Genomic DNA, 25,760 nt, shown 5'->3' with positions numbered 1-25,760 from the left:
CGACGCCGCCTGCGGCGACGCTCAGGATAAACTGCTCCAGAGGAGCAGCGCTGACGGAGGGGGCCCTCCCCGCAGCGTCTCGCTTGCCTCGGGCTCCCTCCACCACCGCCTTTGGCGGCGGTACCCCTCCCCGTGCCGGGGAGGATTGCTACTTCTTCGCCTCGGGCAGTACGACCATCGTCCAGTCCTTGTCCGGCCCCAGATATTTGACCGCCAGCGCCTGAAGCTCCTGCGGCGTGGTCTGGACATAGTCGGTGCCGATCGACGGGATGGCGGCGAGGCGGCGGGGGTCGAGCGTCCCGCCCTCGGTCTGCTGCATCCAGAACGGATTTCCCGTCGCGCGGCGCGACACCATCTGCGCGGTCGGCACGATGGCGCGACGCAACTCGTCGAACTCGATCGGCTTGGCGATCAGGTCGGCGGCGATCTCGCGCGCCACGCTGATGAACAGGTCGGTCTTGTCGGGCGGCAACAGGGTGAGGCCGATGATCCGCCCGCCGCCGGGCTGGCCGACCGGCCACTGGCTGATGACCGTCGGTGAATAGCTGACCCCTTCGCCCGAGCGGATGCGATCGAGGATGCGGTCACGCATCACCGCGGCGAGGATTTCGAGCTTGCGCCCCTCACCGATATCGACCGCGCCCCCGCCCGCCTGCCAGGCAATGACTGCGGCGGCCTGATCGGGCTGGCCGGTATGGCGCAGCACGACCGGCGTTTCGACATGGTCGGGGAAACGCACCGCCGCCGAGACGATGCGTGAGGCGCGGCGCGGCTTCATCGCGCCGAAGCTGGTCCGCACCGCCTCGATCGCCTTTTCGATGTCGATATCGCCGAACACCTGCACCTCGATTGGGCCGGTGGCGAGCAGCGGCTCCCAAAAGGCGCGGAAATCCTTGGCGTTGAGCTTTTCGATGTCCTTGAGATCGGGAATGCCCCAGCGCGGATCGCCGTCGCGCAGCAGGCGTTCCAGGTCGCGCGCGATCACCGCGTCGGGGGTCGCCGATTGCGCGGCATGGCCGGAAATCGCGATCGCGCGCGCCCGCGCGACCGGCTTCGGGTCCCATCCCGGCGCCGCGAGCTTGGCGGCGAGAAGACGCAGCTGGTCGGACAGGTCGTCCGGCGACGTCTGGCCGCCAAGCACGAAGGCATCGTCGCCAATGCCGAATTCCATCGAAATCTGGCGGTCGCCGGTCAGCTGGTCGATTTCTTCCTGCCCCAGGTCGCCGATGCCGCTGGCGAGCAGCGCGAGGTTCGCGGCCCAGGCCGGGGTCTGACGGTTGGAGGGCAGCGCCTGCATCCCGCGGCCGAAGCGGACGCTGACATAGACGCGGCCGACCTCGCCCTCGTTGCGGAAGAACAGGCCCGTGACCCCGTTGGAAAAGCGGACCTGCTCGATCTGGGGATCGGCGACCGCGATCGCGCGCGACGCGACCTTGCCCGGCGTACCCAGTTTTGGAAGCGAATCGAAGGTTACGTTGCGCGTGGCGGCGCGGGTTCCGGCGAGCGACGAGACGTCCGCCTCCAGCACCGCCGCCAGCTTGGTCTGGATATTCGCGTCGGGCGCGCGGGTGGTGACGATCGCGCGGGTCGCGGTCCCCTGAAGTACCCGGCGGGTGGAGGCGAGCACGCGATCGGGCGTGAACATCTTTTTGTCGATCGCGCCCTTGAGGATGTCGTAGCTGGTCTGCTCGCTGGTCACGACCTCATTGATGTCGATCGCTTCCACCAGATTGTCCGCACGGCGGGTGCCTGCGGTGACCGGCGCGGTGGCGATCGAATTGCGCATCTGCGCATCGATTTCGGTCACCTCGCGGTCGATCTCGACCTGGGTCGGCGCATTGGCGAGCGCGTCGGCGATCACCGCGCGCACGTCCTTGACGGCGGTTTCCCAATCCTCGCCGAGCGGGAGGACCTGGATCGAGGTGATGTTGGCGGAGCGGACGGCATCGGACAGGTCCGCGCTGGCGCCGATATAGCTCGATCCCGCGCGGGCGCGCCGTTCCAGCCGCCGATTGATGATCCGCATCGCGACGAAATCGACCATCCGCTCCTGATTGAACTTCACCGTATCCTCGAACACGGTCCAGGGACGCAGCACCGCCATCGACACGACGGGGGGCAGGGTCGGCTCGACGATCGCCGCGCTCTTGGGCTTGGTCGGGTCGGGCTTGCCGAAATCGGGGGTTTCGGGATTGGGGCCTTCGCCCTTCCAGCCCGCGAAATTCTTGACGATCAGCCGCTCGAAGAGATCGGGATCGAGATCGCCGACGATGATGAGCGTCGCGCGTTCGGGGCGATACCAGCGCTGGTGAAACGCCTTGACCGAGTCGGCGGTGGCGCCGTTCAGAGTCTCGACGGTACCGATGACCGGACGCTCGGCGAAACGCTGCCCGGCGAACAGCAACTGGCGCTGCGCTTCCTCGAACCGGACTTCGGGGCGCAGCCGCTCGCGCTGTTCGGCGAGCACGACGGGGCGTTCGGCGGCCAGCATCGCCGGGGTGATCGCGGGCGCGGCCATCATGTCGGCGAGGATGAACAGCGATTGGTCGAGGCTCGACTCCTTCGCATCGGGCAGGTCGAGCTTGTAGGTCGTCGACAGCGGCGTGGTGCTGGCGTTGCTGTCCGACCCGAAGGTGACGCCGAGCCGCTGCCACACCCGTTTCGATTCGCCGTCCGGAATCTTGGACGAGCCGCGGAAGGAGAGATGTTCGAGGAGATGGGCAAAGCCCTTTTCCGACTCCTGTTCCATCAGCGAGCCGACATCCATGCGCAGCCGCACCGCGACCTGCCCCGGCGGTACGCCGTTCTTGCGCACCGCATAGCGCAGCCCGTTGGGCAGGGTGCCGAAGCGCCATTCGGGATCGTGCGCAATGTCGCTGCCCTTGTAGAGCCAGGGCGTCTTGTCGATCGCGACGGTCGGCGCGGCCTCGGTCGCAGGCGTCGGGGGCGTGCTCTGCCCCAGCGCGGGCAGCGCAGCGGCGAACAGGAGAAGGGGAAGGGCGAGCGGCCTTACGCGCGGGAACAATGCCATCGCGCACGAACTTAGCGCGCTTCGTCCGCCGCCGCCAGCCATCCGCGTCCGCCGGAATTATGCCCTGATCGCACGGCTTTGGCGCAGGTTCCGCCATGTTTTGGACCCATAGCGCCCCTAGCCCCGATGGCGTGCCGTCGGCCGGAGTCGCGGCCGTGGGGCGGATGGGGGTGTCAGGTGGCGTATCGATATGGGGCGCGGGCGACGGAGCGGGAGGTGGCGCGGGACGCGCGCGTTGCACCGGACCTCGCGCTTGTGGCTGTCGCCGATCCTCCAGGCCCAGCGCATGGCAAGCGGCCGCTGACGATCCGTGTCGGCAAGCGGTTGCGCGGCGCGTTCGACCGGATCATCGGTGCCTTCTCGCTCGTCCCCAACGATCCGGTGCTGGATGTGCGGGATTTCGGCTGGACCGAAATGCTGCGCGACAATTGGCGGGCGATCCGCGACGAGGCGCTGGCAACCGCGCTGGCGCATGAGGATGCGGCGCCCTCGCTGGCGATCGTCTCACCCGATCACCGCGCGATTGCGCCGATCAACAAATGGCGGTCTTTCTTTCTGTGGGGCTATGGCTATGCGATTGACGAGAATGTCGCGCGTTGCCCGGTCACCGCTTCGTTGGTGCGCCGCATCCCGGGACTCAACAGCGCGTTCTTCTCGATTCTCGCTCCCGGCACCCACATCCCGCCGCATCGCGGGGTGACCAAGGGGCTGTTGACCTGTCATCTCGGCCTGATCGTCCCGCGCGACGGTGATGTGCGGATGCGCGTCGGTGATCGCGTCGTCCGCTGGGCGGAGGGCGAGACATTGCTGTTCGACGACACCTGGGACCATGAGGTGTGGAACGATACCGGCGGTACGCGGGTGGTGCTGCTGATCCAGCTGCGCCGTCCGCTGCGCCAGCCGGGGCGGTGGTTCGCCGATACGGTGATCGAGCTGATCCGCCGCTCGCCCTTCGTGCAGGAGGCGCGGACCAATGTCGCGCGCTGGAACCTGGCGATGCGCGCGCTGGAGGAGTGAGTTTGAGGGTCGTTTTCAGTTAGGCGGCACCGGCCCGCTCCCCCACCCGGCCACCCACTCAGTGTATTCTATGGGTGGCCGGGTGGGGGAGCGGGCCGGTGCCGATTCAGCGAAGCTGAACACGACCTAGCCCTTCGGGGCGGGACCGGTGCTGGCGCGGGCGATGAGGCGGGTGTCGAAGGTCAGCCGGTCGCGCGGACGCTGGGGGTCGAGCAGCAGGTCGGCGGCGCTGCGGGCGAGCTCATGAACCGGCTGGCGCACCGTGGTGAGCGGGGGCCAGACCGCGGCGGCTAGGTCGGAATCGTCGAACCCGGCGATCGACAGCTGATCGGGCACCGGGATGCCGCGCTCATGCGCGACGGCGAGCGCGCCTGCGGCCATATCGTCATTGCCGGCGAAGATCGCGCTGGGCGGCATGGCGCGGTCGAGCAGAGCGCGTGCGGCGCGGCGGCCCGAATCGAAGCTGTAATCACCGGCGACAACCAGATCCGGATCGAACGCGATCCCCGTTTCAGCGAGCGCGGCGCGATAGCCCTTCAGCCGCTCGACCGAAGAGATATGCGTGTCCGGCCCGGTGACGAAGGCGATGGCGCGATGGCCATGCGCGATGAGATGCGCGGTCGCTTCCTGAGCTGCGGCGGCATCGTCGATTGTCACCGACCGGCCCTGATCGCGGTTGAGGCCTGGCTCGATCCGCACATAGGGTAGCCCCCGCTGGTCCAGTTCGGCGAGCAAGGCGGCGTTTTCCGTGACCGGCGGCGAGAGGATGAGGCCGTCCAGATGCGTTTCGTCGATCAGCGCGGTGACGTCCTGGATCAGGCCCGGCGCGCCGCTGTCCACCGGCTGGGTCAGCAGGCGATAGCCATGGTCCGCACACCCCTCCTGCGCGCCCGCGAGCAGGTGATAGACATAATAGGGGCTGGGATTGTCATAAAGCAGCGCGACCTGGAACGATTTGCGCCCGGCCAGCGTGCGCGCAGCGAGGCTGGGCCGGAAATTGAGCTCGGCAACGACCTGTTCGACGCGGCGGCGGGTTTCGTCGCTGACATTCTTCTCGTTGTTGAGCACGCGCGAGACGGTCTTGAACGACACGCCTGCGAGCTTCGAGACTTCCTTGATCGTCGGCCGTCGCGCCATTTGCCTCCCCTGACCCGGTCAAGGCATAGGTGACAGCGTTGGCAAGAGGCAAGAGCGGAGTTTCGGCATGAATCGGCGCAAGATGTTGGCAGGAATCGCAGTGACGGGGTTGGGACCGGGGGTCGCGCGGGGGGTGGCGCGACCGCATCTGCGGGTGATGAGCTTCAACGTCCGCCTGCCCATGGACTCGGATGGCCCGAACCGGTGGGATGCGCGGCGCGACCTGTTTGTCGAGACGATCCGCAGCGCGGCGCCGGACATCATCGGCACGCAGGAATTGTGGAAGATTCAGGGCGAGTGGATCATGGCGAAATTGCCGGGTTTCGCCTGGTTCGGGGTTGGCCGACGCGGCGGAGATAGCGACGAGCATATGGGCGTTTTCTATCGTTCCGATCGGTTGCGGGTGATCGAGCGGGGCGATTTCTGGCTATCCGATACGCCGACGCAGCCCGGCAGCATCAGTTGGGGGCATCCTCATCCGCGCATGGCGACCTGGGGATTGTTCGAGACGGTGCCGGAGGGTGAGCGCTTCTGGTTCATCAACACTCATTTTCCGCATCGTCCCGAGAGCGAGGCGGCGCGGCAGAAGGCAGCGACACAGATTGCCGCCTGGGTCGCGGCACGGCCGTCGGGCGATCCGGTGGTTCTTACCGGCGATTTCAACACGATACCGGATAGCGTACCCCATCGGATATTGTCCGCGACATTGGCCGATGCCTGGTTGACGGCGGCGGAGCGGGCGGGGTCCGAGGGGACCTCGCACGGCTTTTCCGGCGTCGCGCGGCGGCGGATCGACTGGATCATGGCGCGGGGTCTGGAGCCGGTGCGGGTCCGGACGATCGACCGGGGCGAGGATGGGTTGTGGCCGTCGGATCATTTCCCGGTGGTGGCCGAGTATCGCTGGCCCTGAGAAAAGGCCCCGCCCGGACGCCGGGCGGGGCCTTGAAGGTCGGTCGGATCAACCCGCCGCAAGTGCCGCGAGCAGCAGCAGGGCGACGATGTTGGTGATCTTGATCATCGGATTGACCGCCGGACCCGCCGTATCCTTGTAGGGATCGCCGACCGTGTCGCCGGTCACCGCGGCCTTATGGGCTTCGCTGCCCTTGCCGCCGTGATTGCCGTCCTCGATATACTTTTTCGCATTGTCCCATGCGCCGCCGCCCGAAGTCATCGAGATGGCGACGAACAGGCCCGATACGATCACGCCGAGCAGCATCGCGCCGACCGCGGCAAAGGCATTGGCCTGGCTGTCGACCGCCAGGATGACGAAATAGAGGACGATCGGCGACAGCACGGGGAGCAGGCTGGGCACGATCATTTCCTTGATCGCCGCCTTGGTCACGATGTCCACCGTGCGCCCGTAAGCGGGGCGGCTGGTCCCGGCCATGATCCCCGGATTGTCGCGGAACTGGGCGCGGACATCCTCCACCACCGCACCTGCCGCACGGCCCACGGCGGTCATGCCGAAGGCGCCGAAGAGGTAGGGCAGCAGCGCGCCGAGCAATAGCCCGACGATGACGAAGGGATTGCTGAGCGAGAAATCCACGACGATGTCGGGGAAGTAGCGCGTCAGATCCTCGGTATAGGCGCCGAACAGCACGAGCGCGGCGAGCGCGGCCGAGCCGATGGCATAGCCCTTGGTCACCGCCTTGGTCGTGTTGCCCACCGCATCGAGTGCGTCGGTGCGGGTGCGGACGTCATCGGGCAGCCCGGCCATTTCGGCGATGCCGCCGGCATTGTCCGTCACCGGACCATAAGCGTCGAGCGCGACCACCATCCCGGCAAGCGCGAGCAGCGAGGTGGCGGCGAACGCCACGCCGATGATCCCGGCGAGCTGGAACGAGGCGATCACCGCGACGACGATCACGATCGTGGGCATCGCGGTCGATTCGAGGCTGATGGCGAGGCCCTGAATCACGTTGGTGCCGTGACCCGTCTCCGACGCCTTGGCGATTGAGCGGACCGGGCGGTACTGGGTGCCGGTATAATATTCGGTGATCCACACCAAAAGGCCGGTGACGCCCAGACCGATCATCATGCACCAGAACAGGTCCATGCCGGTGAACGCCTGGTCGCCGATCGGGGCGTTGAGATCGCCCAGCGTATATTGGCTCGCGAACCAGATCGCCGGGATGGCGAGGATCGCGGTGGTCCAGAAGCCCTTGTACAGCGCCCCCATGATCGACTGGCCCGAGCCGAGGCGGACCATGTACGTGCCGATGATCGAGGTGAGGATGCACACACCGCCGACGATCAGCGGCAGCGCCATCAGCGCGAGCAGCTGTTCGCTGGTGCCGGCCACGAGCAGGGCGATCGACACCATGGTGAGGCCGATGGTGACGACATAGGTTTCAAACAGATCGGCGGCCATGCCCGCGCAGTCGCCGACATTGTCGCCGACATTGTCGGCGATCACGGCCGGGTTGCGGGGATCGTCCTCCGGGATGCCAGCCTCGACCTTGCCGACCAGATCGGCGCCGACGTCCGCAGCCTTGGTGAAGATGCCGCCGCCGAGACGCGCGAAGATCGAGATCAGCGACGCGCCAAAGGCAAGCGCGGTCAGCGCCTTGATGATCTCATCGCCATTCGGTGCGTTGCCTGCGACATCGACCAGATACCAGAAGATCAGCGCGATTGAGAGCAGACCGAGGCCCGCCACCAGCATCCCGGTGATCGCGCCGGAACGGAAGGCCAGCGTGAGTCCGCCCTGAAGCGAGCCGCGTGCCGCCTCCGCCGTGCGGACATTTGCCCGGACCGAAATGTGCATTCCCGCAAAACCGGCGAGACCCGACAGCACCGCGCCGAGCACGAATGCGGCGGTCGACAGCGCGCCGAGCGTGAAGAACAGCACCGCCGCGACGACCACGCCGACCACGGCGATGGCGGTATACTGACGGACGAGATAGGCTTTTGCGCCCTCCTGAATGGCGGCCGCGATATCCTGCATCTTCTGGTTGCCTGCCGGTGCGCGAAGCACCTGCTGCGATGTTACCAGGCCATAGAGTACGGCAATCAGGCCGCACGCGATGGCGATGTACACAATCGTCATCTGGTATCCTTCCCCTGTGAACTCTGCGCGCCGCCCGGGTCTTGGTGCCCGGTACGGCGTGCGTCGGGGCGGAGCGTAGAGAGGGGCGGGGGGCTGTCAAGCGGCCTGGTATGTCGCCGGGTTGTCCGACGAAGCTGACGAAAAAGCGGGGTGTCCTGGGCGGGGGGCGGGGACGCGCCCGGTTGGCGACTGGAACGGGGCGGGTTGGCGACCGGGGCGCGACGCGGGCGCGACAGGCTGATAACCGGGGCGCGACAGGGAAACGACAGGCTGACGACTGCGACGCGACTATGGGGCGACGGGCTGACACCAGATACGCGACCGGCACGCGTCCGGTCGGCGACGCGGGGGTGGGCGAGTCGGATGGGGTCGGCTTCATCGATCGGGGTAGATCAGACAAAATCCAACATTTGAAGGGGGGTCTGGCGGGCAATTCCTCCCCTGCTCCGCAGGGGAGGTGGCAGCGCGCAGCGCTGACGGTGGGGCCGCCGCTGCAAGCGGCGGAATTTTGCCGAGATGTCCACGGCCGTCTACGCGGCCGCCCCTCCACCACGCCCTTCGGGCGCGGTCCCCCTCCCCCAGCAAGCTGGGGGAGGAATTTTCGAGTCAGCCGTGGCGGTAGCCGAGCCTGGCGGGGAGGGGGACGGGGGTGCCATTCGCGGTGAGCGTGAGGCCATTGCCGGGGCTGGCGGTACCGATGCGGGTGGCGGCGACCGGCGGGGTAACGCCTTCGGGCAGGGTGAAGAGCAGCTCGTAGTCATCGCCCGCACAGGCGGCGTCGAGCACCGGGCCGGGAAGGGCGAGCGGGATGACGTCGAGGTCGATGTGGATCGCGATGTCGCTTGCCGCCGCCAGCCGCTGGGCGTCGATGAGGAGGCCGTCGGAGATATCCATCATCGCGGTGGCGAGTGGAGCGAGCGCCTGCCCTTCGGCGACGCGCGGGACGGGGTGGAGGTAGCGGGCGAGGTCGCGCGGCTGTCCATCCGCGCCGAACGCCGCGCCGCCGATCGTGCCGGTGACCCAGAGCGTGTCACCCGGCTGTGCGCAGGAGCGCAGCGGGACTTTGGTCGGCGCGGTGCCGATGGCGGTGAGCGTGAGGCTGCGCGGCGCTCCGGCCGGCATCGCGACCGTGTCGCCGCCGATCAGTGGCATGGCGTAGGCGGTGAGCGCTTGATTGAGGCCGTCGAGAAAGGCGCGATCCCAGGCGGCATTGCCCGACAGGCTGTAGTTGAGCAGGCAGGCGAGCGGCGTCGCGCCCTTGGCCGCGAGGTCCGAGAGATTGACCGCCGCCAGCCGCCAGCCGACCGATCCCGGCGGGTCGTGCGGGCGGTAATGGACCGACTCGACCATCGTGTCGCTTGTGAGGATGAGGGTACCCGCCGCGACTTCTAGCTGCGCCGTGTCGTCGGCGAGGCCCGCCGCCGCAGGGTGCGTGGTGATGGCGCGCAGGTCGGTGAGGAAGGTAAATTCGTCGGGCATTACCGACGAGCATAATGGCACTAGCCCCTTCCACGCCATAAGCTTTAGCTCACGGGAGCCGTGTAGGTGTAATAAAATAAGCTGTAATCTACCTAGCGCGCTTCACATCCAAGATCACGTCAATCAGGCTCGGGTACGACGCCGCGCCCATTGCAACTACCACAAGTATATCCGGAAAAATCTTTCCCGGATCCTCGGCAGGCAGGGCAAGGGTTCCAGCGAATATTAAGCGATGAGAGGGCGCGTATCAGCATTATTCATTCTCCGCTAATAACCGAAGTCCGAATCGTTCACAAACTATATCGCATTCTAGAGATATTGCTAGGCGTTCGCGCGCTATATTAAAAATCGTTGATATTCAGTCGCATATCCTAGTGCGGTTACAATTATTGTCGTGCGCAATGTTCGCCGAGTTCGGGGGGGCGTAGTTAAAGAACCGCTCTATATATCACCTGCGCCCTCCAGCAAAGAAGAGGGGTTGGATTAATGGGGCGGCTAGCCGCCGCCCCTCTTCACACCGCCTTCAGCGCCTCCTCGAAGTCCGCGATCAGGTCGTCGGCATTTTCGACGCCGATCGAGATGCGGACGAGATTGTCGGTGATGCCGAGCGCCGCCTTGCGGGCGTCGGGGACCGAAAGGTGGGTCATGGCGGCGGGGGCGCTGGCAAGGGTTTCGGTGCCGCCGAGGCTGACCGCGAGTTTGGCGATCTTCAAGGAGTCGAGGAAGGCGAAGGCCTCCTTCTCGCCGCCCTTGAGGTAAAGCGAGAAGGTCGAACCGGCGCCGGTGCAGTGGCGGTCGTAGATGTCGCGCTGGCGGCTGCCTTCGGGGAGGAAGCCGAGATAGCCGACGCTTTCGACCTTGGGATGGGTGCGCAGATAGTCGCAGACCTTTGCCGCATTCTCGCCCGCGCGGCTCATGCGCAGTTCGAGCGTCTCGAGGCTGCGCAGCAGCATCCACGCGGTGTTGGGATCGCAGATCGTGCCGATCGTGTTGCGCATCATGCGGATGGTGTTGATCAGCGGCTTGCTGCCGAGCACGCCGCCGGCGACAAGATCGCTGTGGCCGCCGGCATATTTGGTGAGCGAATAGACGACGAGGTCGGCGCCCTGCTGCAGCGGCTTCGCCCAGAGCGGGCCGAGAAAGGTGTTGTCGATGGCGATGGGCGGCCTGGTGTCGCCGAACACGGCGTCGCGCGCCGCGGCGACCGCCTCGACATCGACGAGCACGTTGGTGGGGTTGGCGGGGCTTTCGAGATAGATCAGCGCGACATTGCCCGACGAGGCCTTGTGCAGCGTTGCTTCGATTTCCTCACGCGTTGCGCCGGCGGGGAAATCGACCCAGTGAACGCCGAACTTGCCGAGGATGCGGGCGATCAGCGTTTCGGTCGCGGCGTAGAGCGGGCCGCTATGGACGATGGTGTCGCCGGGCTTGACCATCGCAAGGAACAGCGTGGCGATGGCCGACATGCCGCTGGAGAAGGCGAGCGCATCTTCGGCTTCTTCCCACACGCCCAGGCGATCCTCGAGGATTTCCTGGTTGGGGCCGTTGAAACGCGAATAGACCAGGCCCTCCGCGCCGCCGGGGCGCTTGCCGGTGACGCCCTCGAAATGGCGCTTGCCGGCGGCGGCATTGGGGAAGACGAAGGTGGAGGTGGCGAAGATCGGGGGCTTCAATGAGCCTTCCGAGAGCATCGGGTCATAGCCATGGCCCATCATCAGTGTGCTGGGGCTGAGCTTGCGGCCGCCGACGGTGTCAATGTCGGGCTTGGGGCGGCGGCGCGGGGTGGTGGCGGTGAGGGCGGCTTCGTCCGGGGTGGTGGGCTTATCGGTCATGGGGCGTCCGCTCCTGGTATCAGATGAAACTAGTTACCGCAGCCGTCGCACCGATGCGTCATTCCGTCAATGCGATCACCGAAATCTGGCGCCCGTAATCGGGGGCGCCTTCGTGCGTGGCGCGGCGATAGCTGAAGAAACGCGCGGGGTCGGCATAGGTGTCCGCGCCGAGTGCCTCGATCCGGCGGACCCCGGCGGCGGCGAGGCGGTGGACGACATAGGCCTCCAGGTCGAACCGGTGGTGGCGGGGCTTTGCCGGGGGTGAAGAAGCGTTCGTTCGCCGGGTCGGTGGCGGCGAAGCGGGCGAGGAATGCGTCGTCGACCTCGTAGCTGGCGCGGGCGATGCAGGGGCCGATGGCGGCGACGATGCGGCTGCGGTCGGCGCCGAGCTGCTCCATGCGCGCGATCGTCGCGTCGGTGACGCCGTGCAGGGCGCCCTTCCACCCGGCATGGGCTGCGGCGACGACTCCGGCCTGATGATCGGCGAACAGCACGGGCGCGCAGTCGGCGGTAAGGATGCCGAGCAGCACGCCGGGGCGGTCGGTGACGAGCGCGTCGGCATGGGGGCGATTGTCCTCGTCCCAGTCGGTGTCGACGATCACCGCTTTGGGGGAATGGACCTGGTGGAGCGTGGCGAAGCGGCTGCCGGGCGCGATGGCGGCGATGACGCGGCGCTGGTTCTCCTGCAGCTCGAGCGTCGGAGGCAGGCCGCGACGGCCCATGTCGAGGCTGGCGGTGGGGCCAGTGGTGACGCCGCCGGTGCGGCCGAGAAAGCCGTGGGCGACGCCGTCGAGCGCCGTTGCGCGCAGGATGGTGAGGGTTTCTGTCATAGCGCCAGCCGCATCACGAGGTCGCGGTCGATCTGGCGGCCGACCGGGAAGGCATAGTCGCCGACATGGACGAAGCCATATTTGGCGTAGAAGGCAATCGCGCGGTGGTTTTCCTCGAACACCGTCAGCAGCAGGGCGGGCGCGCGGCGGGTGCGGGCGGTGGTCATCGCCCAGTCCATCAGTGCGTGCGCGACGCCGCGGCCGTGCCAGTCGGTCGCGACATAGAGCTGCGCGAGCTGCGCGTCGGCGGGGCCGGCCTGTTCGAGGGTCGGCGGGACCATCTTGGCGTAACCGGCGATGGCGCCGTCGGCGCGCGCGACGGCCCAGCTGATCGCCGGGTTGGCGAGGTCGCGGCGCAGGCGGCCATCCTCGCCGAAATTCTCGTCGAGAAAGGCGGCAAGGTCTTCGGGCTTGTAGAAATGGGCGAAGGTGTCGCGCCAGCTTGCCTCCGCCATCGCGTCGAGCGCGGCGGCGTCAGCGGGAGTGGGGGTGTCGAGGGTGAGAGTCGTCATTTTACGTCGTCATCCCCCGCAAACCCCGCGGGGATGGGCCAGCCGGGGGCGGTGAGGGCGATGACCTTGAACAGCTCACCCATCGCGTCGTCGCCGATCAATCGATCGCGCGCGGTGGCGATTTCGGCGGCGCGGCCGGGGGCGGCGCGCGAGAGCGCATCCGTGCGCGGGCCGATGCCGAGCTCCTTGAGCCAGGCGCCCTGCGGGATGGGGCCATAGGCGGCCAGCCCCTCGACCCGGGCTGCCTCCATCAGCGTGCCGAAATCGACATGGGCGGTGAGGTCCGCCTCGCCCGGATCCTCGAACGGATTGACATAGGCGTGGCCGCGCACCGCCTGAAGCGTGTCGCCGATCGCCGGGCCGGCATAGCCATAGTCGATCAGGATCGCCGCGCCGCCCTGTTCGAGCAGCCGCGCGGCGAGCGCGCGCAGGATGGCGACGCTGGGCGGCGAGGTTTCGAGGATCGATCCATCGGGCGCGTCGCGGAAGTCGGGCGGGATGATCGGGTCGAAGATGGTGTTGCCGATCACGGGGATGAACAGCGTGTCCTGACAGGCGACCAGCCGCTCGCGCCACCCCCGCGGCGTCTTGACCAGCTGGCGGATCGGGAGCGCGTCGAAGAATTCGTTGGCGATAACGAGCAGCGGCTTGTCATCGGGCAGGCCGATCAGGTCGAGCGACCATTCGGCACCGGGCACCGCCTTTGCCTGCTCGGCGCGCAGCATCGGGCTGTTCTCGACGAAATGGACCGGCGGGGTGAGGCCCGCACCGCGCATCGCGCGCAGCGCATCGGCGGCGAGCGTGCCGCGACCCGGGCCGAGCTCGACATAATGGACGTCGGGGCGCCCGGCGCGGCCCCACAGGTCGGCGAGCGCGAGGCCGACCAGTTCGCCGAACATCTGGCTGATCTCGGGCGCGGTGGTAAAGTCGCCGCGCGTGCCCAGCGGGTCGCGGGTGGCGTAATAATGGGTGTTGGCCGCGCCCATGAACTGGGAAAGCGGGATCGGCCCCGCAAGCGTGATCGCGCGGGCGATCCGTTCGGGCAGCGGACCTTCGGAGTTGGGCGCGTCGGTCATCGCGGTCCCCCTAACCGTTCGGGCCGAGCTTGTCGAAGCCCCGCGCCCCGGCGAGAGCGCGCTTCGACAGGCTCAGGGCAGACGACCGTCAGGCGACGCTGGGGCCGCCCGCGATCGGCTCGACGCGCTCGCGGCGCTTCTTGGCGGTGGCGATGAGGTAGAGACCGCCGAGGATCATCGGCACGGTCAGCAACTGGCCCATATGCAGCCCCGGCGTCGCGAAGATCGTGCCGTCGAACTGGACATCATGCTCGCGGAAGAATTCGACGAAATAGCGCGACAGGCCATAGCCGAGAATGAAGGTGCCGACGAGCTTGCCCGGCTGGTAGCGGGCGTCGGTCTTCCAGAACATGAAGGCGAGCACGGCGAACAGCAGCAGCCCCTCAAGCCCCGCCTCGTAAAGCTGGCTGGGATGGCGCGGGAGGGCGACGCCGGTGCGCTCGAACACGATGCCCCAGGGAACGTCGGTCGGGCGGCCCCACAGCTCGCCATTCACGAAATTGGCGAGGCGGCCGAAGAACAGGCCGAAGGGGACGGCGCAGGCGACATAATCATGGACGCGCAGCCAGGACAGGCCGTTGCGGCGGCACAGCCACAGGATCGCGAGCATGACGCCGATCATGCCGCCATGGAAGGACATGCCGCCTTCCCACAATTGCAGAAGTTTGAGCGGTTCGAGGAACAGTTGCGGCTGGTAGAAGATCGCATAGCCGAGCCGCCCGCCCAGGATGATGCCGAGCGTCGCGTAGAACACCATGTCGTCGGCATGGCGCCGCGCCATCGGCGCGCCCGGCTGGTCGAGCAGCTTGAGCAGATACCACCAGCCGATGAGGATGCCGCCGATATAGGCGAGCGAATACCATTTGAGCTGGAAGAAGCCGAGGTCGAGCGCGACCGGATCGAGCCCGAGGTCCTTGAAGTGGATATAGGATGCGGCTTGCGCGGCGGCGGTCAGGATCACGGTTGGGCCTCCCCGGGGGTTCGGGGCTGTCCTATCCGGATATGACGGCAACGCCAAGACAATGGATCGGATCGCGCGCAGCTTTCCTGCAGACGAACCTGTGGAAGCGCGGCGCGCTTCCTGGCGGCCATTGCGTGCGCCAAATGGACTGGATCAATCGGATGCGGGATCGGCGCGCGCGAAGAGGATCTTTCCTTCCGGGCGCGTCAGCACAAGGTGGTCGCCGTCGCGCTCAAGATACGCGCCGGTCAGGTCGACAACGCCGAAATCGTTGGGCGTCAGCAGAAAGATCGCGACCGTTCCGGCATCGGCGCGCAGCGGCAACGGCCCGGAATCGATCCGATAGCTTTTCTTGCTGAATGTCACGAAGCGCGGGCGCCGGGTCTCATCCGCGGGTAGCGTCCAAGGCCCCCCGGCCACATAGGACTCCAGCGGTTGCCCGGTATCGAAATCGATGCGCAGGTCGATGCCGGGAATGTCGCGCCCATTGGGCGCGACAAGGCGGATCGCAAAGGCGTTGTCGAGACCTTGTTCGATCCGGCTGGCAGTAATGGTCGGCGCCACCGGCCGGGGATCGCTGACAAGTTCGATCCGGTCACCCACCCGCGCCCAGCGGCCCCGCGCCCGTTCATCCAGCGACCCGACGGTCAGGCCATAGTCGAAGGTGCCGTCCCGATTGAGACGGAGTCCTGCCGCCAGTTCCATCTGCACCGAGGAATAGTCACCCACGACCGGATCGACGGCGATCGCCGGGGCAGCTTCCGCGCTATCCTGTGCGCGCGCGGGCTGGATCAGGAGCGCCGCCGCCGTACAGAGTCCGGCAATGCATCTGAACATCGACATCGCCGTTTGTATAGGGGCGCGGTCGTGCCGTTCAACCGCCATGGGCGCGTCTGCGGAACATGTCCTGCGAAGCCGGGGAGAAAGATATGCGGATGATATGGGCAGTGTTGGTCATGGTGATCGCCGCGTCAGCAGGGCCGAATCCGGCGATCGCCGGGTCGGCGCGCGGTGGCGCAGGAGCCACGGCCATCCAGGCCCCTTCAGACTGCACGCGCGACGCGAATGTCGACAGCTGCTGGCGCGCCGCGGTCCAGGCGGAGAAACGCGGCGACGCGGTTGCGGCGCTTGCCGCGTATGAAGCTTCCTGCGCGGCGGGCTTTCAGATGGGCGGCTGCTACGAAGCGGGCAAGATCTATTTCCTGAATGCGACACTGCGCGACTATGGCAGGTCGAAGGCCAGGATGGTGCGGGTCTGCCAGTCCGATGATGTCGGCATCGCCCCCTATGCCTGCAAATATCTGGGGATCATCTATCAGAAGGGGCTTTCGGTGAAGCCGCAGCCCGGACAGGCCTTCAGCTATCTTGCGCGGTCGTGCTTTCCGAACGGCGAGCCGTTCATCGATGGCGGTGGCTGCGAACTGCTGGGCAATCATGTTCCCGATGCGGATGCGATGGAGGTTGCCGATGATGTCTGGCACCCGGACTATATCGCCTATCTCGCGTTCGCGATGGGATGCAGCGACGACATGGCAGCGCAGTGCAACCAGGCAAAGGCGCTATATCGACGCGCGGTCGCGGAGTCGGCAGGCTGGCTGGCGCGCTGCGCGGAGGACGCGGACGCGGTGGCCCTGGGGGGATGCGAAGACATGGTCGGTTCGGCTTCCGCCGACGATCATGAAGCGCGCCAGGCGTTTCGCCTCGCCATGGTACGGGCCTTTCGGCGTGCGACCGATTATGCCGGATGAGCGGAAGGCGCCCGCGATGAATTGCGGCATTTGGCGTAAGGTAGCGGCGCTTCCCGGTTCTGTCGGTAGCGCCATGCCGATCGGCGGCGAGCATTGAGTGTGGCGTGCTCCGCGCGGCGCCGCTAGAGCCGTCGCGATGGAGCGCAAGGGTTTGAGAGGGATCGACCGGCGGACGCTGCTGATCGGCGGCGGGGCGGGGATCGGGCTGGTGGTGGCCTGGGCCGTCTGGCCGCGCACCTATCTGCCCAATCTGCCGCTGGCCGAGGGCGAGACCGGGTTCGGCGCCTATCTGAAGATCGCGCCAGACGGGCAGGTGACCATCGCCGTGCCGCAATGCGAATATGGGCAGGGCGTGTTCACGACGCTGCCGCAGGTGGTGGCCGATGAACTGGGCGCGGACTGGCGCCGGGTCGGGATCGAGGCCGCGCCGCTCAGCCCGCTTTATGCCAATGCGCTGGCAGCGGGGGAGTTGTTCCCCGGGGTGTTGCCTGAACGGCTGCGTGAGACTCACGCCGTGCGCAACGCGCTGATGCTGACCGGGGCCTCCACCTCGATGCGCAATTTCGAGGCGCCGTTGCGCGAGGCTGGCGCGGCGGCGCGGGCGATGCTGTGCCAGGCGGCGGCGGCGCGCTGGGGCGTCGACTGGCGTGCGTGCGGCACCGCCGACGGCTTCGTGGTCAACGGCAAGCAGCGGCTGGGGTTCGGCGAACTGGCGGCGGAGGCGGCGGACTATGACGTCCCGCCCGATCTGCCGTTGCGCGAGGGCGACGGCGAGCGCCTGCTGGGCGAGCCCGCGCCGCGGCTCGATGCACCGGGCAAGGTCAATGGCAGCGCCAGCTTTGCCGCCGATATCCGTTTGCCCGACATGGTGTTCGCTGCGATCCGCCAGGGGCCGGTCGGAACGGTAAAGCTCGCGGCGCTTGACGAAGCGGCGGCGCAGACCGTTCCCCGGGGATGCTGCACATCGTCAAGAATGAGCGCTGGGTCGCGGCGGTCGCCAATAACAGCTGGGCGGCGCAGCGCGCGCTGGACGCGATGAAGCCGAAGTTCGAGGTCGCGACCAGGGTGGACAGCGCGTCGATCCAGGCGGCGCTCGACGCCGCGCTCGATAGCGAGGGCACGCGGATCGCCACAGAGGGCGAGCTGTCGCCGGTGTTCAAAGGCGCGCGCGTGGTGACGGCGGAGTATCGCGTCGGCGTGGCGCTGCACGCGGCGATCGAGCCGATCACCGCGACTGCGGCCTGGGATGACGGACGCATCCGCATCTGGATGCCGACCCAGGCGCCGGGGCTGGCGCGCGGCGCCGTGGCGCGCGCACTGGGCATGGATCCGGGCAGTATCGTTATCCATCCGGTGTTTGCCGGGGGATCGTTCGGACAGAATCTGGAGCATCAGGTCGCCGAGCAGGCGGCGCTGGTCGCGCGCGAATTGCGCAAGCCGGTGCAGCTGACCTGGTCGCGGGGCGAGACGTGCCTGCACGACCGCTATCGCCCGCCCGCCGCCGCACGGATGACCGCGCGGCTGGGTGCCAATGGCACGGTAGCGGGCTGGCTGGCGAAGATCGCGGCGCCGTCGAGCGGGCATGAACTGGCGCGGCGGCTGATGGGCGGGGACAGCGCGGTCGGCGCGGGGCTGGCGGTCGGCGGCACGGGCGATCCGGCGGCGGTGGATGGCGCGCGGCCGCCCTATCGCATTCCCAATTATGCGGTGGATCACCATCCCGCCGATATCGGCCTGCCCACGGGCTATTGGCGGTCGGGGGCACACAGCTATACCAGCTTCTTCACCGAGAGCTTCATCGACGAGCTGGCGCATGTCGCCGAGATCGAGGCGCACAGTTTTCGCATCGCGATGCTGGGCGGGGTGCCGCGGCTGGCGCGCTGCCTGTCCACCGTCGCCTCGCTCGGCGGGTGGCAGGGCGGGCTGGCGGGCAGCGGGCAGGGGCTGGCGTGCCATGCCTTTCGCGGTTCCTATATCGCGGTGATGGCCGAAGCGTCGATCGGCGGCGACCAGAAGATCAAGGTCGACCGGCTGGTCGCGGCGGTCGATTGCGGGCGGGTGGTGAACCCCGACGTGGTGCAGCAGCAGATCGAGGGCGGGCTGATCTTCGGCATGGCGGGGGCGCTGGGCGTCACCACCGGCTTTACCGGTAACATGGCCGAAGCGCGCAGCTTTGCCGATCTCGATCTGCCGCGCCTGGCCGATACGCCCGAGATCATGATCGAGCTGATCGCGAGCGAGGCCGATGCGGGCGGGGTCAGCGAGCTGGCGGTGCCGCCGGTCGCGCCCGCCATCGCCAATGCGATCCATGCCGCGACCGGCGTGCGGTTGCGGCAGCTGCCGCTGATTCCGGGGGGTGAATGATGGTGTTGCCTGAGAGGCATCCGGCGATCCCGCCGCGCCGGGTGGGCGTGCTGCTCGTCAATCTCGGCACGCCCGATGCGCCTGATGCGGGGGCGGTGCGGCGCTATCTGGGCGAGTTTCTGTCGGATCGCCGCGTGGTCGAGATCCCGGCCTTGCTGTGGCAGCCGATCCTGCGCGGGATCATCCTGCGCACCCGGCCCGCCAAGTCGGCACATGCCTATCGACAGGTCTGGACCGATGACGGATCGCCGCTCGCCGCGATCACGAAACGGCAGGCGGAAGCGGTGCAGGCGGGGTGGCCGGATGTGCGCGTCGACTGGGCGATGCGCTATGGCAATCCGTCGATCCCGGACCGGCTGAAGGCGATGAAGGAGGGCGGGTGCGAACGCATCCTGGTCGCGCCGCTCTATCCGCAATATTGCGCGGCGACGACCGCCACGGTGGTGGACAAGGCGTTCGAGACGCTGGCGGCGATGCGCTGGCAGCCGGCGCTGCGGACATTGCCGCCCTATCATGACGATCCGCGCTATATCGCCGCGCTGGCGGAGTCCGTGAAGGCGCAGCTGGCCGCGCTCGAGTTCGAACCGGAGGCGGTGCTGGCGAGCTTTCACGGAATGCCGCAAAGGACGCTGGAGCTGGGCGATCCCTATCACTGCCATTGCCGCAAGACCGCGCGACTGCTTGGCGAGGCGCTTGGAAGGGAGCTGACGGTGACCTTCCAGTCGCGCTTCGGGCGGGCGAAGTGGCTGGAGCCGGCGACCGATACGGTGCTGGAGGGACTGCCGGGCAAGGGCATCAAAAGAATCGCGATCGTTGCGCCGGGCTTTTCCGCCGACTGCCTCGAGACGCTGGAGGAGCTGGCGATCCGCGGGCGCGAGAGTTTCGAGGCGGCGGGGGGCGAGCGCTTCGCCTATCTGCCCTGCCTGAACGACAGCGCGCCCGGCATCGACATGTTGCGCAGCATTCTTGCAACGGAACTTGCAGGCTGGACCGACCTTCCCTAGCCTTTGCCCAAATCGGCTTAGGAGAGATTATGGCACGGGTAGCGATCGTTACGGGCGGCACGCGCGGCATCGGCGAGGCGATCAGCGTTGCGCTGCGCGACATGGGCATGACCGTCGCCGCCAATTATGCGGGCAACGACCAGCGCGCGGCCGAATTCACCGAGCGGACCGGGATCAAGGCGTTCAAATGGGACGTCGCTGATTATGACGCGTGCCAGGCGGGCATCGCGCAGGTCGAGGCCGAGCTGGGGCCGGTCGATGTGCTGGTCAACAATGCGGGTATCACGCGCGATGGCACGATCCTGAAAATGACCTACCAGATGTGGAAGGAGGTCATGGACACCAATCTCGGCGGGTGCTTCAACATGGCCAAGGGCGTGTTCCCGGGGATGCGCGAGCGCAAATGGGGGCGCATCGTCAATATCGGCTCGATCAATGGACAGGCCGGGCAGTACGGCCAGGTCAACTATGCTGCGGCGAAGAGCGGCATCCATGGCTTCACCAAGGCACTGGCGCAGGAAGGCGCGCGCGCAGGCGTGACGGTCAACGCGATCGCGCCGGGCTATATCGACACCGACATGGTCGCCGCGGTTCCGGCGGAAGTGCTGGAGAAGATCGTCGCCAAGATTCCGGTCGGCCGACTGGGTCAGGCGAACGAGATCGCGCGCGGCGTGGCATTCCTGTGCTCGGAGGATGGTGGCTTCGTCACCGGATCTACGCTGTCGATCAATGGCGGGCAGCATATGTACTGACCCCGGCTTGCGCCGGGGCAAGCGGGTCGAGGCGCGTCGCCCCGGCGTAAGCCGGGGGACGGCGTCGGCGCGCCAACGGCGCGCGACCCGGCACGGACGGCGGGGCCGCGCAGCGGAGCCCGTCCGACGCCAAGCGCGGGCTTTGCCCGTGCTGACCCAGGCAGAACCGCGACTGTGGCGAACGAAGGGTCCTCTGCACCGGAGAAGGTTGCCTCGCTCCCCCTCCACCACCGCCTTTGGCGGCGGTCCCCCTCCCCGTGCCGGGGAGGAATTTGCGGGCCGACCCCTCAGCGAGTCGGCCCTGGTAATTCAGAACCGCAGGCCAACACCCGCGACGATCTGCTGGCGCTCCACATCGGCTTCATAGTTGGAATAGCGATATTCGACCTTGGCGAAGACCGTGTCGGTCAGCTTCTGCTCGACGCCCGCGCCGACGCGGATGCCGTCGCCATTGCTGTTGCCCGCGACCGACTTGATCCGCGCATTGGTATAGCCGACCTTGCCGTAAATCAGCGTCTTGCCGGTGACGAAGCCGACGCGACCGCCAATATAGAGGTCGCGGCCGGTTTCGGCGATCGTAGCGCCGCCGGCCTTGAGCTTGGCGGTCGAATCGGCCACCTCGCCCTCGATCCCGAACACGGCGCTGCCCTTCTGAATGTCATAGCCAAGACCGATGCCGTAGATCAGGCCGTCGGGATTGCGCACGCCCGGGGTGTTGAGATCGACCACGTCATAGCCGGTGATGATGCTGGCCTTCGCACCGCTGAAATCGGCGGGTTCCTGCGCCAAGGCGGGGGTGGCGGCGGCGGTGAGGGCGGCGGCGAGCGCCAGAGCGAATTTCTTCATGTCGAACACATCCTTGATACCGTTACAGGCGCGGCACGATGCCGCGGTGAGGCGGTATTGCGGCGTGGACAAGCGCGGGGCCACTGACGGAAACTGATGCGTGAGAGGCGTGATCGCGACATGCGAAAGGGCCGATCCCCTTGGAGGAACCGGCCCTTCGCGGTCACATGATCAATGGATCAGCGGCGGCGATCGCAATAGCGCGGCTGGCCCGAACGGTCGATCTCGCGACCGGCAAAGGCGCCGACTGCACCACCCAGGATCGTCCCGATGGCGCGGTCGCCACGCCCGGCGACGCTGTTGCCTAGCAGGCCGCCCGCAATCGCCCCGACGATGGTGCCAGCGCTCGAATCGCAGCGCTGATCGGTCCGGCCGACATAGCGGCGATCCTGCCCGCGATAGCGGCGCGCGTCACGATAGCGGCGGTCCTGGCGGTAGCTGCGATCATAGCCACGGTCGTAGCTGCGCCCGTCGCGATATTCATAACGGCTCTGCGCCGCAGCCTCGGTGGCGGGGATCAGGGCGGTGCCGGTCATCGCCAGCGCGGCGCCGATCAGGGAAAGCTTCTTGAACATGTCGTGTCTCCTTGTTCCTTGGTCGATGCCGGTCCTGCCGACTTCGTTGAACAAGGGTTTCGCATGTTCGGCTTGAGTCGTTGCTGAATGCCGCCGTTATCCACCGTTCAGCGAATGATGCGAAGAAGAAGGGGGGTGCCGGCACGCGTCGCGACGTTCGAGGGGGGGTGCGCCCGGTCCCGATACGCAACGCGGGATTTGGGGCGGAACGTGCGACGCGCACCGACATGTCGGGCGGGCCGACGGCATATGCCGCGCGGCCCGTTGCCTGTCGTCTAGATGAACGGGGGCGAACGCTGGCTGAACGGCGCTGTTATCGCAGGTTCAGCTATGCGGCGCGAATGGGGCCGGTATGAGGGGGCGCAATGCGTATCCTGTTGTCCGTGCTGTTGTGCCTCATCTTCGTTCCGGACTGGTCGGGAGCGGTTCGGCTGCCCCTGTTGCCCGATACCGTCGAGATGACGGCGGAGCCGGTCGCGCTGGACTGGCGCGATCCCGATCGCGTGCGATTGGGTGGGCTGACCTTTCTGGGCGGGGTCGAGCTGCGCGGGCCGTCCCCTGCCTTTGGCGGATTTTCGGCGATGCTGGTCGATGGCGATCGGTTCACCCTGCTGAGCGACGGCGGCAATCTCGTCTCGTTTCGGCTCGACCGCGCATTCCGGTTGAGCGCGCCCCGAGTCGCCGCATTGCCCGACGGCCCGGGCAGGGGTTGGGAAAAGGTGGATCGCGACAGCGAATCGCTGACCCGCGACCCCCATACCGGCCAGATCTGGGTGGGGTTCGAGCGCGCCAACGAAATCTGGCGCTATTCGCCGGGCTTTACGCGGGCCGAAGCGCACGCCGCGCCGGGCGCAATGGCGGACTGGCCCGCCCATGGCGGGGCCGAGGCGATGGTCCGGCTGCGCAATGGCAGCTTCCTGCTGTTTGCCGAGGACAAGATGGGCAAGGACCATTACACGGTGCAGGCGCTGTGGCTGGCACGGGACCCGTCGATCGGCGGTGCGCAGCGCGGAGTCCGCTTCACCTATCGGCCGCCGCGCCCCTACAAGCCGACCGACATGGCCGAACTGCCCGACGGCAGGCTGATCGTGCTGAATCGCGACGTGTCGCTGCGCGCGGGGTTTACCGCGATCCTGACCATCGTCGACCCCAGGGCGATTCGCCGGGGTGCGATCGTCGAGGGTCAGGAGATCGCCCGATTCGCCGCGCCCGTGGTCCATGACAATTTCGAGGCGCTGGCGGTGACGCGGGAAGGCGGCGACACCATCCTCTGGATCGCGTCCGACGACAATCAATGGGCGGTGCAGCGCTCTTTGCTGCTGAAGTTCAGATTGGATATCTGACTGGTCGCGGCCCGGTGCCGGAAACCTTATCAAACGACGAACGGCCCGCGTCCCATCGGGGAGCGGGCCGGTCGAAATCAGAAACCCCAAGGGGTTCAGGCTGCGGCGGTCGCCTTCTTGGCGATTTCGCGCTTCAGGCGGCGGGCGCGCAGCGACAGCTTTTCGTCGCCGGTCTTCAGCAGCCAGTTGTCGAGGCCGCCATTATGCTCGACCGAGCGCAGGCCGTGCGTCGACACGCGCAGGCGGATCGAGCGCTCAAGCGCTTCCGACATCAGCGTCACATTCTGCAGGTTGGGCAGAAAGGTACGCTTGGTCTTGTTATTGGCGTGGGAAACATTGTGTCCCACCTGCCGGCCCTTGCCGGTCAGCTCGCAGATGCGCGACATGGTTCGATCCTAGGTTTCTGGCCTGTCCGGCAATGCCGGGAAAGAGCGGCCCGATAACGGGACAGGTGGCTGCAGTCAACCTGCAAGCGCCCGATTGCCCCCACCGGTGCAACCCCTATGGTGAATCGCGCGTTATTTCGCAAACGATTCGAATAGGGAGATCGGGCCGATGCGTGGACTGTTAGCGATTCTGGGCCTCGCGGCCGTCGTCATCGTCGTACTGATGTCGCTGGGGATGCTCAGCATCAACATGAATTCGGGTTCGCTCCCGACGGTGAAGTTCGAAGGCGGCAAGGCCCCGACCGTCGCCGCCGACGTCGGCGAAGTGGGCATGGGCACCACCAACAAGACCATCCAGGTGCCGACCATCACCATGGAAAACAAGACGATTCAGGTGCCCACTGTCGAAGTGCAGAAAGCGCAGCCGACGCCCGCGCCCGCAGTCGAATAGGCGAGCGATTCGCGAGGGCGCCCCGTCGAACTGGCAGGGCGATGCGGGTTCGGGCATAGCGGAACGATGTTTCCGCTGCCCGAACCCATGCGCGCCGCGCTCGATGCGGCGCGCGCCGCCGCCGAAACCGCCGAAGTGCCGGTCGGCGCGGTGGTGATGCAGGGCGACCGCGTGGTGGCGGTGGCGGCGAACGCGCCGCGCACGCTGCACGACCCCACCGCCCATGCCGAAATGCTGGCGATTCGCGCCGCCGCTCAGGCGCTGGGTCGCGACCGGCTGGAGGATTGCGACCTGTGGGTGACGCTGGAGCCGTGCGCGATGTGCGCCGGCGCAATCGCCCATGCCCGAATCGCACGCGTCTATTATGGCGCGGCAGACCCCAAGGGCGGTGCGGTCGAACATGGCCCGCGATTCTTCACCCAGCCGACCTGCCACCATCGGCCCGAAGTCTATTCGGGAATCGGCGAAGGCGAGGCGGGGGAATTGCTGCGAGAGTTCTTCGCGGCACGGCGGTAAGGCGCGAAGCGATGGCAAGATCGCGCATGTCCCTCTCTCCGCTGCGGGAGCGGGCCGGGGAGAGGGGCGTGTCAAAATTGCGACTTCCCGAGCGGCTAAAGGCCCCTCTCCCGGCGGCGCTTCGCGCGCCACCCTCTCCCCGCAAGCGGAGAGAGGGTAGAAAAGTTCACCGCATATCGGTTTCGCGTACCGGCACGATCTTGATTTCGACGCGGCGGTTCTGGGCGCGGCCTTCGGGCGTGTCGTTCGAGGCGATCGGTTGGGTCTCGCCATAGCCCAGCGTTTCGAGCCGTGCGCTCTCGACCCCGCGCATCACCAGATAGTCCGCGACCGCGACCGCGCGGCGCTCCGACAGGGCCTGGTTATAGGCGTCGGTGCCGGTCGAGTCGGTGTGGCCGTACACATCGACATAGGTCTGGTTGTAGCGATCGAGCACGTCGGCGACCTTGTCCAGCGTCGGGCGGAACTGCGGCTGAACGGTCGAACTGTCGGTCGCGAAGGTGATGCCCGAGGGCATCGAGAGGATGAGGTCGTCGCCCCTGCGAATCACCTCGACATCGGTGCCTGCGGTACGCTCGCGGATCTCGCGCTCCTGACGGTCCATATAGGCGCCGATCCCGGCGCCCGCGACCGCGCCGATGCCCGCGCCGACGATCTTCTCGGTCCGGTCGCGGCGTCCGCCGACAATGTCGCCGAGCAGATATCCGCCCAGCGCGCCGCCGATCGCGCCGATGCCCGCCTTGGACATACGCTGTTCGCCGGTCACCGGATCGGTCACGCAAGCACCGGTCAGCACGAGTGCGCCGATGGCGGGAATAAGGGGCCAGTTGGCTGGAATACGCATTGAATAC

General features: G+C 67.2%; 23 protein-coding genes and 1 pseudogene. 10 read left to right on the top strand and 14 right to left on the bottom strand.

The features are described from left to right. Positions 1 to 148: 148 nt before the first annotated feature. Entirely contained in the window at positions 149 to 3,031 is a 2,883-nt protein-coding gene (locus tag FPZ54_RS11375; protein ID WP_145847312.1) for a M16 family metallopeptidase, read from the bottom strand. A 177-nt stretch (positions 3,032 to 3,208) separates the two neighbouring features. Here FPZ54_RS11375 and FPZ54_RS11370 point away from each other — a divergent pair, with 177 nt between their 5' ends. Further along, entirely contained in the window at positions 3,209 to 4,048 is an 840-nt protein-coding gene (locus tag FPZ54_RS11370; protein ID WP_239019548.1) for an aspartyl/asparaginyl beta-hydroxylase domain-containing protein, read from the top strand. A 126-nt stretch (positions 4,049 to 4,174) separates the two neighbouring features. On the opposite strand, the gene FPZ54_RS11365 is transcribed toward FPZ54_RS11370, so the two are convergent. Continuing rightward, a complete protein-coding gene (locus FPZ54_RS11365; protein WP_145847307.1) occupies positions 4,175 to 5,185 on the bottom strand; it encodes a LacI family DNA-binding transcriptional regulator in 1,011 nt (336 codons plus the stop codon). Positions 5,186 to 5,252: 67 nt separating this feature from the next. Between FPZ54_RS11365 and FPZ54_RS11360 the strand changes: the two genes are divergently transcribed. Beyond that, positions 5,253 to 6,095, top strand: a complete 843-nt coding sequence (locus FPZ54_RS11360; protein WP_145847306.1) for an endonuclease/exonuclease/phosphatase family protein — start codon at positions 5,253 to 5,255, stop codon at positions 6,093 to 6,095. A 48-nt stretch (positions 6,096 to 6,143) separates the two neighbouring features. On the opposite strand, the gene FPZ54_RS11355 is transcribed toward FPZ54_RS11360, so the two are convergent. From FPZ54_RS11355 to FPZ54_RS11320, 8 genes and pseudogenes are all read right to left on the bottom strand, one after another. Beyond that, entirely contained in the window at positions 6,144 to 8,234 is a 2,091-nt protein-coding gene (locus FPZ54_RS11355; RefSeq protein WP_145847304.1) for a sodium-translocating pyrophosphatase, read from the bottom strand. 606 nt (positions 8,235 to 8,840) lie between these two features. After that, entirely contained in the window at positions 8,841 to 9,713 is an 873-nt protein-coding gene (gene thiL / locus FPZ54_RS11350; protein ID WP_145847302.1) for a thiamine-phosphate kinase, read from the bottom strand. Positions 9,714 to 10,225: 512 nt separating this feature from the next. Beyond that, a complete protein-coding gene (locus tag FPZ54_RS11345) occupies positions 10,226 to 11,545 on the bottom strand; it encodes a cystathionine gamma-synthase family protein (RefSeq protein WP_145847300.1) in 1,320 nt (439 codons plus the stop codon). Between the two features lie 58 nt (positions 11,546 to 11,603). Next, a pseudogene (gene pgeF / locus FPZ54_RS11340) lies at positions 11,604 to 12,375 on the bottom strand (peptidoglycan editing factor PgeF). Then, entirely contained in the window at positions 12,372 to 12,887 is a 516-nt protein-coding gene (locus tag FPZ54_RS11335) for a GNAT family N-acetyltransferase (protein WP_145847298.1), read from the bottom strand. Before FPZ54_RS11335 ends, pgeF begins: the two are co-directional and overlap by 4 nt. Continuing rightward, positions 12,884 to 13,963 carry a class I SAM-dependent methyltransferase gene (locus tag FPZ54_RS11330; protein ID WP_145847296.1) on the bottom strand — a complete coding sequence of 360 codons (1,080 nt, stop codon included), beginning with the start codon at positions 13,961 to 13,963 and terminating at the stop codon, positions 12,884 to 12,886. The genes FPZ54_RS11335 and FPZ54_RS11330 overlap by 4 nt, the downstream gene beginning before the upstream one ends. Before the next feature lie 88 nt (positions 13,964 to 14,051). Beyond that, positions 14,052 to 14,924 carry a prolipoprotein diacylglyceryl transferase gene (lgt, locus tag FPZ54_RS11325; RefSeq protein WP_145847294.1) on the bottom strand — a complete coding sequence of 291 codons (873 nt, stop codon included), beginning with the start codon at positions 14,922 to 14,924 and terminating at the stop codon, positions 14,052 to 14,054. Positions 14,925 to 15,077: 153 nt separating this feature from the next. Further along, positions 15,078 to 15,761: a hypothetical protein gene (locus tag FPZ54_RS11320; protein ID WP_239019546.1), complete on the bottom strand. Its 684-nt coding sequence runs from the start codon at positions 15,759 to 15,761 to the stop codon at positions 15,078 to 15,080. Between the two features lie 92 nt (positions 15,762 to 15,853). Between FPZ54_RS11320 and FPZ54_RS11315 the strand changes: the two genes are divergently transcribed. From FPZ54_RS11315 to phbB, 5 genes are all read left to right on the top strand, one after another. Next, a complete protein-coding gene (locus tag FPZ54_RS11315) occupies positions 15,854 to 16,672 on the top strand; it encodes a hypothetical protein (protein WP_145847290.1) in 819 nt (272 codons plus the stop codon). Between the two features lie 136 nt (positions 16,673 to 16,808). Continuing rightward, positions 16,809 to 17,711 (top strand): molybdopterin cofactor-binding domain-containing protein, encoded by a 903-nt coding sequence (locus FPZ54_RS20405; RefSeq protein WP_338419510.1) that lies wholly within the window; start codon positions 16,809 to 16,811, stop codon positions 17,709 to 17,711. Then, complete coding sequence (locus FPZ54_RS20400; RefSeq protein ID WP_338419509.1) at positions 17,627 to 19,036, top strand: xanthine dehydrogenase family protein molybdopterin-binding subunit; 1,410 nt, start codon at positions 17,627 to 17,629, stop codon at positions 19,034 to 19,036. The genes FPZ54_RS20405 and FPZ54_RS20400 overlap by 85 nt, the downstream gene beginning before the upstream one ends. Beyond that, on the top strand, positions 19,036 to 20,040 hold the full coding sequence (gene hemH / locus FPZ54_RS11305; RefSeq protein ID WP_145849756.1) for a ferrochelatase: 1,005 nt from the start codon (positions 19,036 to 19,038) through the stop codon (positions 20,038 to 20,040). Before FPZ54_RS20400 ends, hemH begins: the two co-directional genes overlap by 1 nt. 29 nt (positions 20,041 to 20,069) lie before the next feature. Further along, positions 20,070 to 20,792 carry an acetoacetyl-CoA reductase gene (gene phbB / locus FPZ54_RS11300; RefSeq protein ID WP_145847288.1) on the top strand — a complete coding sequence of 241 codons (723 nt, stop codon included), beginning with the start codon at positions 20,070 to 20,072 and terminating at the stop codon, positions 20,790 to 20,792. Positions 20,793 to 21,101: 309 nt separating this feature from the next. Here the strand turns inward: phbB and FPZ54_RS11295 are convergent, their stop codons facing one another. Together FPZ54_RS11295 and FPZ54_RS11290 are read right to left on the bottom strand one after the other, a co-directional pair. Beyond that, a complete protein-coding gene (locus FPZ54_RS11295) occupies positions 21,102 to 21,638 on the bottom strand; it encodes an outer membrane protein (protein ID WP_145847286.1) in 537 nt (178 codons plus the stop codon). Positions 21,639 to 21,817: 179 nt separating this feature from the next. Continuing rightward, positions 21,818 to 22,213 (bottom strand): glycine zipper 2TM domain-containing protein, encoded by a 396-nt coding sequence (locus FPZ54_RS11290; protein WP_145847284.1) that lies wholly within the window; start codon positions 22,211 to 22,213, stop codon positions 21,818 to 21,820. Positions 22,214 to 22,578: 365 nt separating this feature from the next. Here FPZ54_RS11290 and FPZ54_RS11285 point away from each other — a divergent pair, with 365 nt between their 5' ends. After that, positions 22,579 to 23,556 carry an esterase-like activity of phytase family protein gene (locus tag FPZ54_RS11285; RefSeq protein ID WP_145847282.1) on the top strand — a complete coding sequence of 326 codons (978 nt, stop codon included), beginning with the start codon at positions 22,579 to 22,581 and terminating at the stop codon, positions 23,554 to 23,556. Positions 23,557 to 23,651: 95 nt separating this feature from the next. On the opposite strand, the gene rpmB is transcribed toward FPZ54_RS11285, so the two are convergent. Next, positions 23,652 to 23,942 carry a 50S ribosomal protein L28 gene (gene rpmB / locus FPZ54_RS11280; protein WP_145847280.1) on the bottom strand — a complete coding sequence of 97 codons (291 nt, stop codon included), beginning with the start codon at positions 23,940 to 23,942 and terminating at the stop codon, positions 23,652 to 23,654. 169 nt (positions 23,943 to 24,111) lie between these two features. Between rpmB and FPZ54_RS11275 the strand changes: the two genes are divergently transcribed. Next, positions 24,112 to 24,393 (top strand): hypothetical protein, encoded by a 282-nt coding sequence (locus FPZ54_RS11275; RefSeq protein WP_145847278.1) that lies wholly within the window; start codon positions 24,112 to 24,114, stop codon positions 24,391 to 24,393. Between the two features lie 66 nt (positions 24,394 to 24,459). Continuing rightward, positions 24,460 to 24,909, top strand: a complete 450-nt coding sequence (locus FPZ54_RS11270) for a nucleoside deaminase (RefSeq protein ID WP_239019544.1) — start codon at positions 24,460 to 24,462, stop codon at positions 24,907 to 24,909. A 166-nt stretch (positions 24,910 to 25,075) separates the two neighbouring features. Here FPZ54_RS11270 and FPZ54_RS11265 read toward each other — a convergent pair whose 3' ends face one another. Next, positions 25,076 to 25,753, bottom strand: coding sequence for a YiaD family glycine zipper/OmpA-like lipoprotein (locus FPZ54_RS11265; protein WP_145847276.1), 678 nt, complete (start codon positions 25,751 to 25,753; stop codon positions 25,076 to 25,078). Positions 25,754 to 25,760 lie beyond the last annotated feature (7 nt).

Source organism: Sphingomonas suaedae, from assembly GCF_007833215.1.
Lineage (GTDB): Bacteria > Pseudomonadota > Alphaproteobacteria > Sphingomonadales > Sphingomonadaceae > Sphingomonas > Sphingomonas suaedae.
Note: the sequence above shows the minus strand (reverse complement) of the source record. Positions and strands in the feature narration are given on the sequence as shown.

Excerpts from the sequence above, each read along its gene's own strand:
- FPZ54_RS11285 (WP_145847282.1), top strand. The coding sequence starts at position 22,579 with ATGCGTATCCTGTTGTCCGTGCTGTTGTGCCTCATCTTCGTTCCGGAC.
- FPZ54_RS11290 (WP_145847284.1), bottom strand. The coding sequence starts at position 22,213 with ATGTTCAAGAAGCTTTCCCTGATCGGCGCCGCGCTGGCGATGACCGGC.
- FPZ54_RS11330 (WP_145847296.1), bottom strand. The coding sequence starts at position 13,963 with ATGACCGACGCGCCCAACTCCGAAGGTCCGCTGCCCGAACGGATCGCC.
- FPZ54_RS11270 (WP_239019544.1), top strand. The coding sequence starts at position 24,460 with ATGTTTCCGCTGCCCGAACCCATGCGCGCCGCGCTCGATGCGGCGCGC.
- hemH (WP_145849756.1), top strand. The coding sequence starts at position 19,036 with ATGGTGTTGCCTGAGAGGCATCCGGCGATCCCGCCGCGCCGGGTGGGC.
- FPZ54_RS11295 (WP_145847286.1), bottom strand. The coding sequence starts at position 21,638 with ATGAAGAAATTCGCTCTGGCGCTCGCCGCCGCCCTCACCGCCGCCGCC.
- FPZ54_RS11275 (WP_145847278.1), top strand. The coding sequence starts at position 24,112 with ATGCGTGGACTGTTAGCGATTCTGGGCCTCGCGGCCGTCGTCATCGTC.
- FPZ54_RS11360 (WP_145847306.1), top strand. The coding sequence starts at position 5,253 with ATGAATCGGCGCAAGATGTTGGCAGGAATCGCAGTGACGGGGTTGGGA.
- FPZ54_RS11355 (WP_145847304.1), bottom strand. The coding sequence starts at position 8,234 with ATGACGATTGTGTACATCGCCATCGCGTGCGGCCTGATTGCCGTACTC.
- FPZ54_RS11375 (WP_145847312.1), bottom strand. The coding sequence starts at position 3,031 with ATGGCATTGTTCCCGCGCGTAAGGCCGCTCGCCCTTCCCCTTCTCCTG.
- FPZ54_RS11365 (WP_145847307.1), bottom strand. The coding sequence starts at position 5,185 with ATGGCGCGACGGCCGACGATCAAGGAAGTCTCGAAGCTCGCAGGCGTG.
- rpmB (WP_145847280.1), bottom strand. The coding sequence starts at position 23,942 with ATGTCGCGCATCTGCGAGCTGACCGGCAAGGGCCGGCAGGTGGGACAC.
- FPZ54_RS11335 (WP_145847298.1), bottom strand. The coding sequence starts at position 12,887 with ATGACGACTCTCACCCTCGACACCCCCACTCCCGCTGACGCCGCCGCG.
- thiL (WP_145847302.1), bottom strand. The coding sequence starts at position 9,713 with ATGCCCGACGAATTTACCTTCCTCACCGACCTGCGCGCCATCACCACG.
- FPZ54_RS11315 (WP_145847290.1), top strand. The coding sequence starts at position 15,854 with ATGCGGATGATATGGGCAGTGTTGGTCATGGTGATCGCCGCGTCAGCA.
- FPZ54_RS20405 (WP_338419510.1), top strand. The coding sequence starts at position 16,809 with ATGGAGCGCAAGGGTTTGAGAGGGATCGACCGGCGGACGCTGCTGATC.
- phbB (WP_145847288.1), top strand. The coding sequence starts at position 20,070 with ATGGCACGGGTAGCGATCGTTACGGGCGGCACGCGCGGCATCGGCGAG.
- FPZ54_RS20400 (WP_338419509.1), top strand. The coding sequence starts at position 17,627 with ATGCTGCACATCGTCAAGAATGAGCGCTGGGTCGCGGCGGTCGCCAAT.
- FPZ54_RS11345 (WP_145847300.1), bottom strand. The coding sequence starts at position 11,545 with ATGACCGATAAGCCCACCACCCCGGACGAAGCCGCCCTCACCGCCACC.
- FPZ54_RS11320 (WP_239019546.1), bottom strand. The coding sequence starts at position 15,761 with ATGTTCAGATGCATTGCCGGACTCTGTACGGCGGCGGCGCTCCTGATC.
- FPZ54_RS11265 (WP_145847276.1), bottom strand. The coding sequence starts at position 25,753 with ATGCGTATTCCAGCCAACTGGCCCCTTATTCCCGCCATCGGCGCACTC.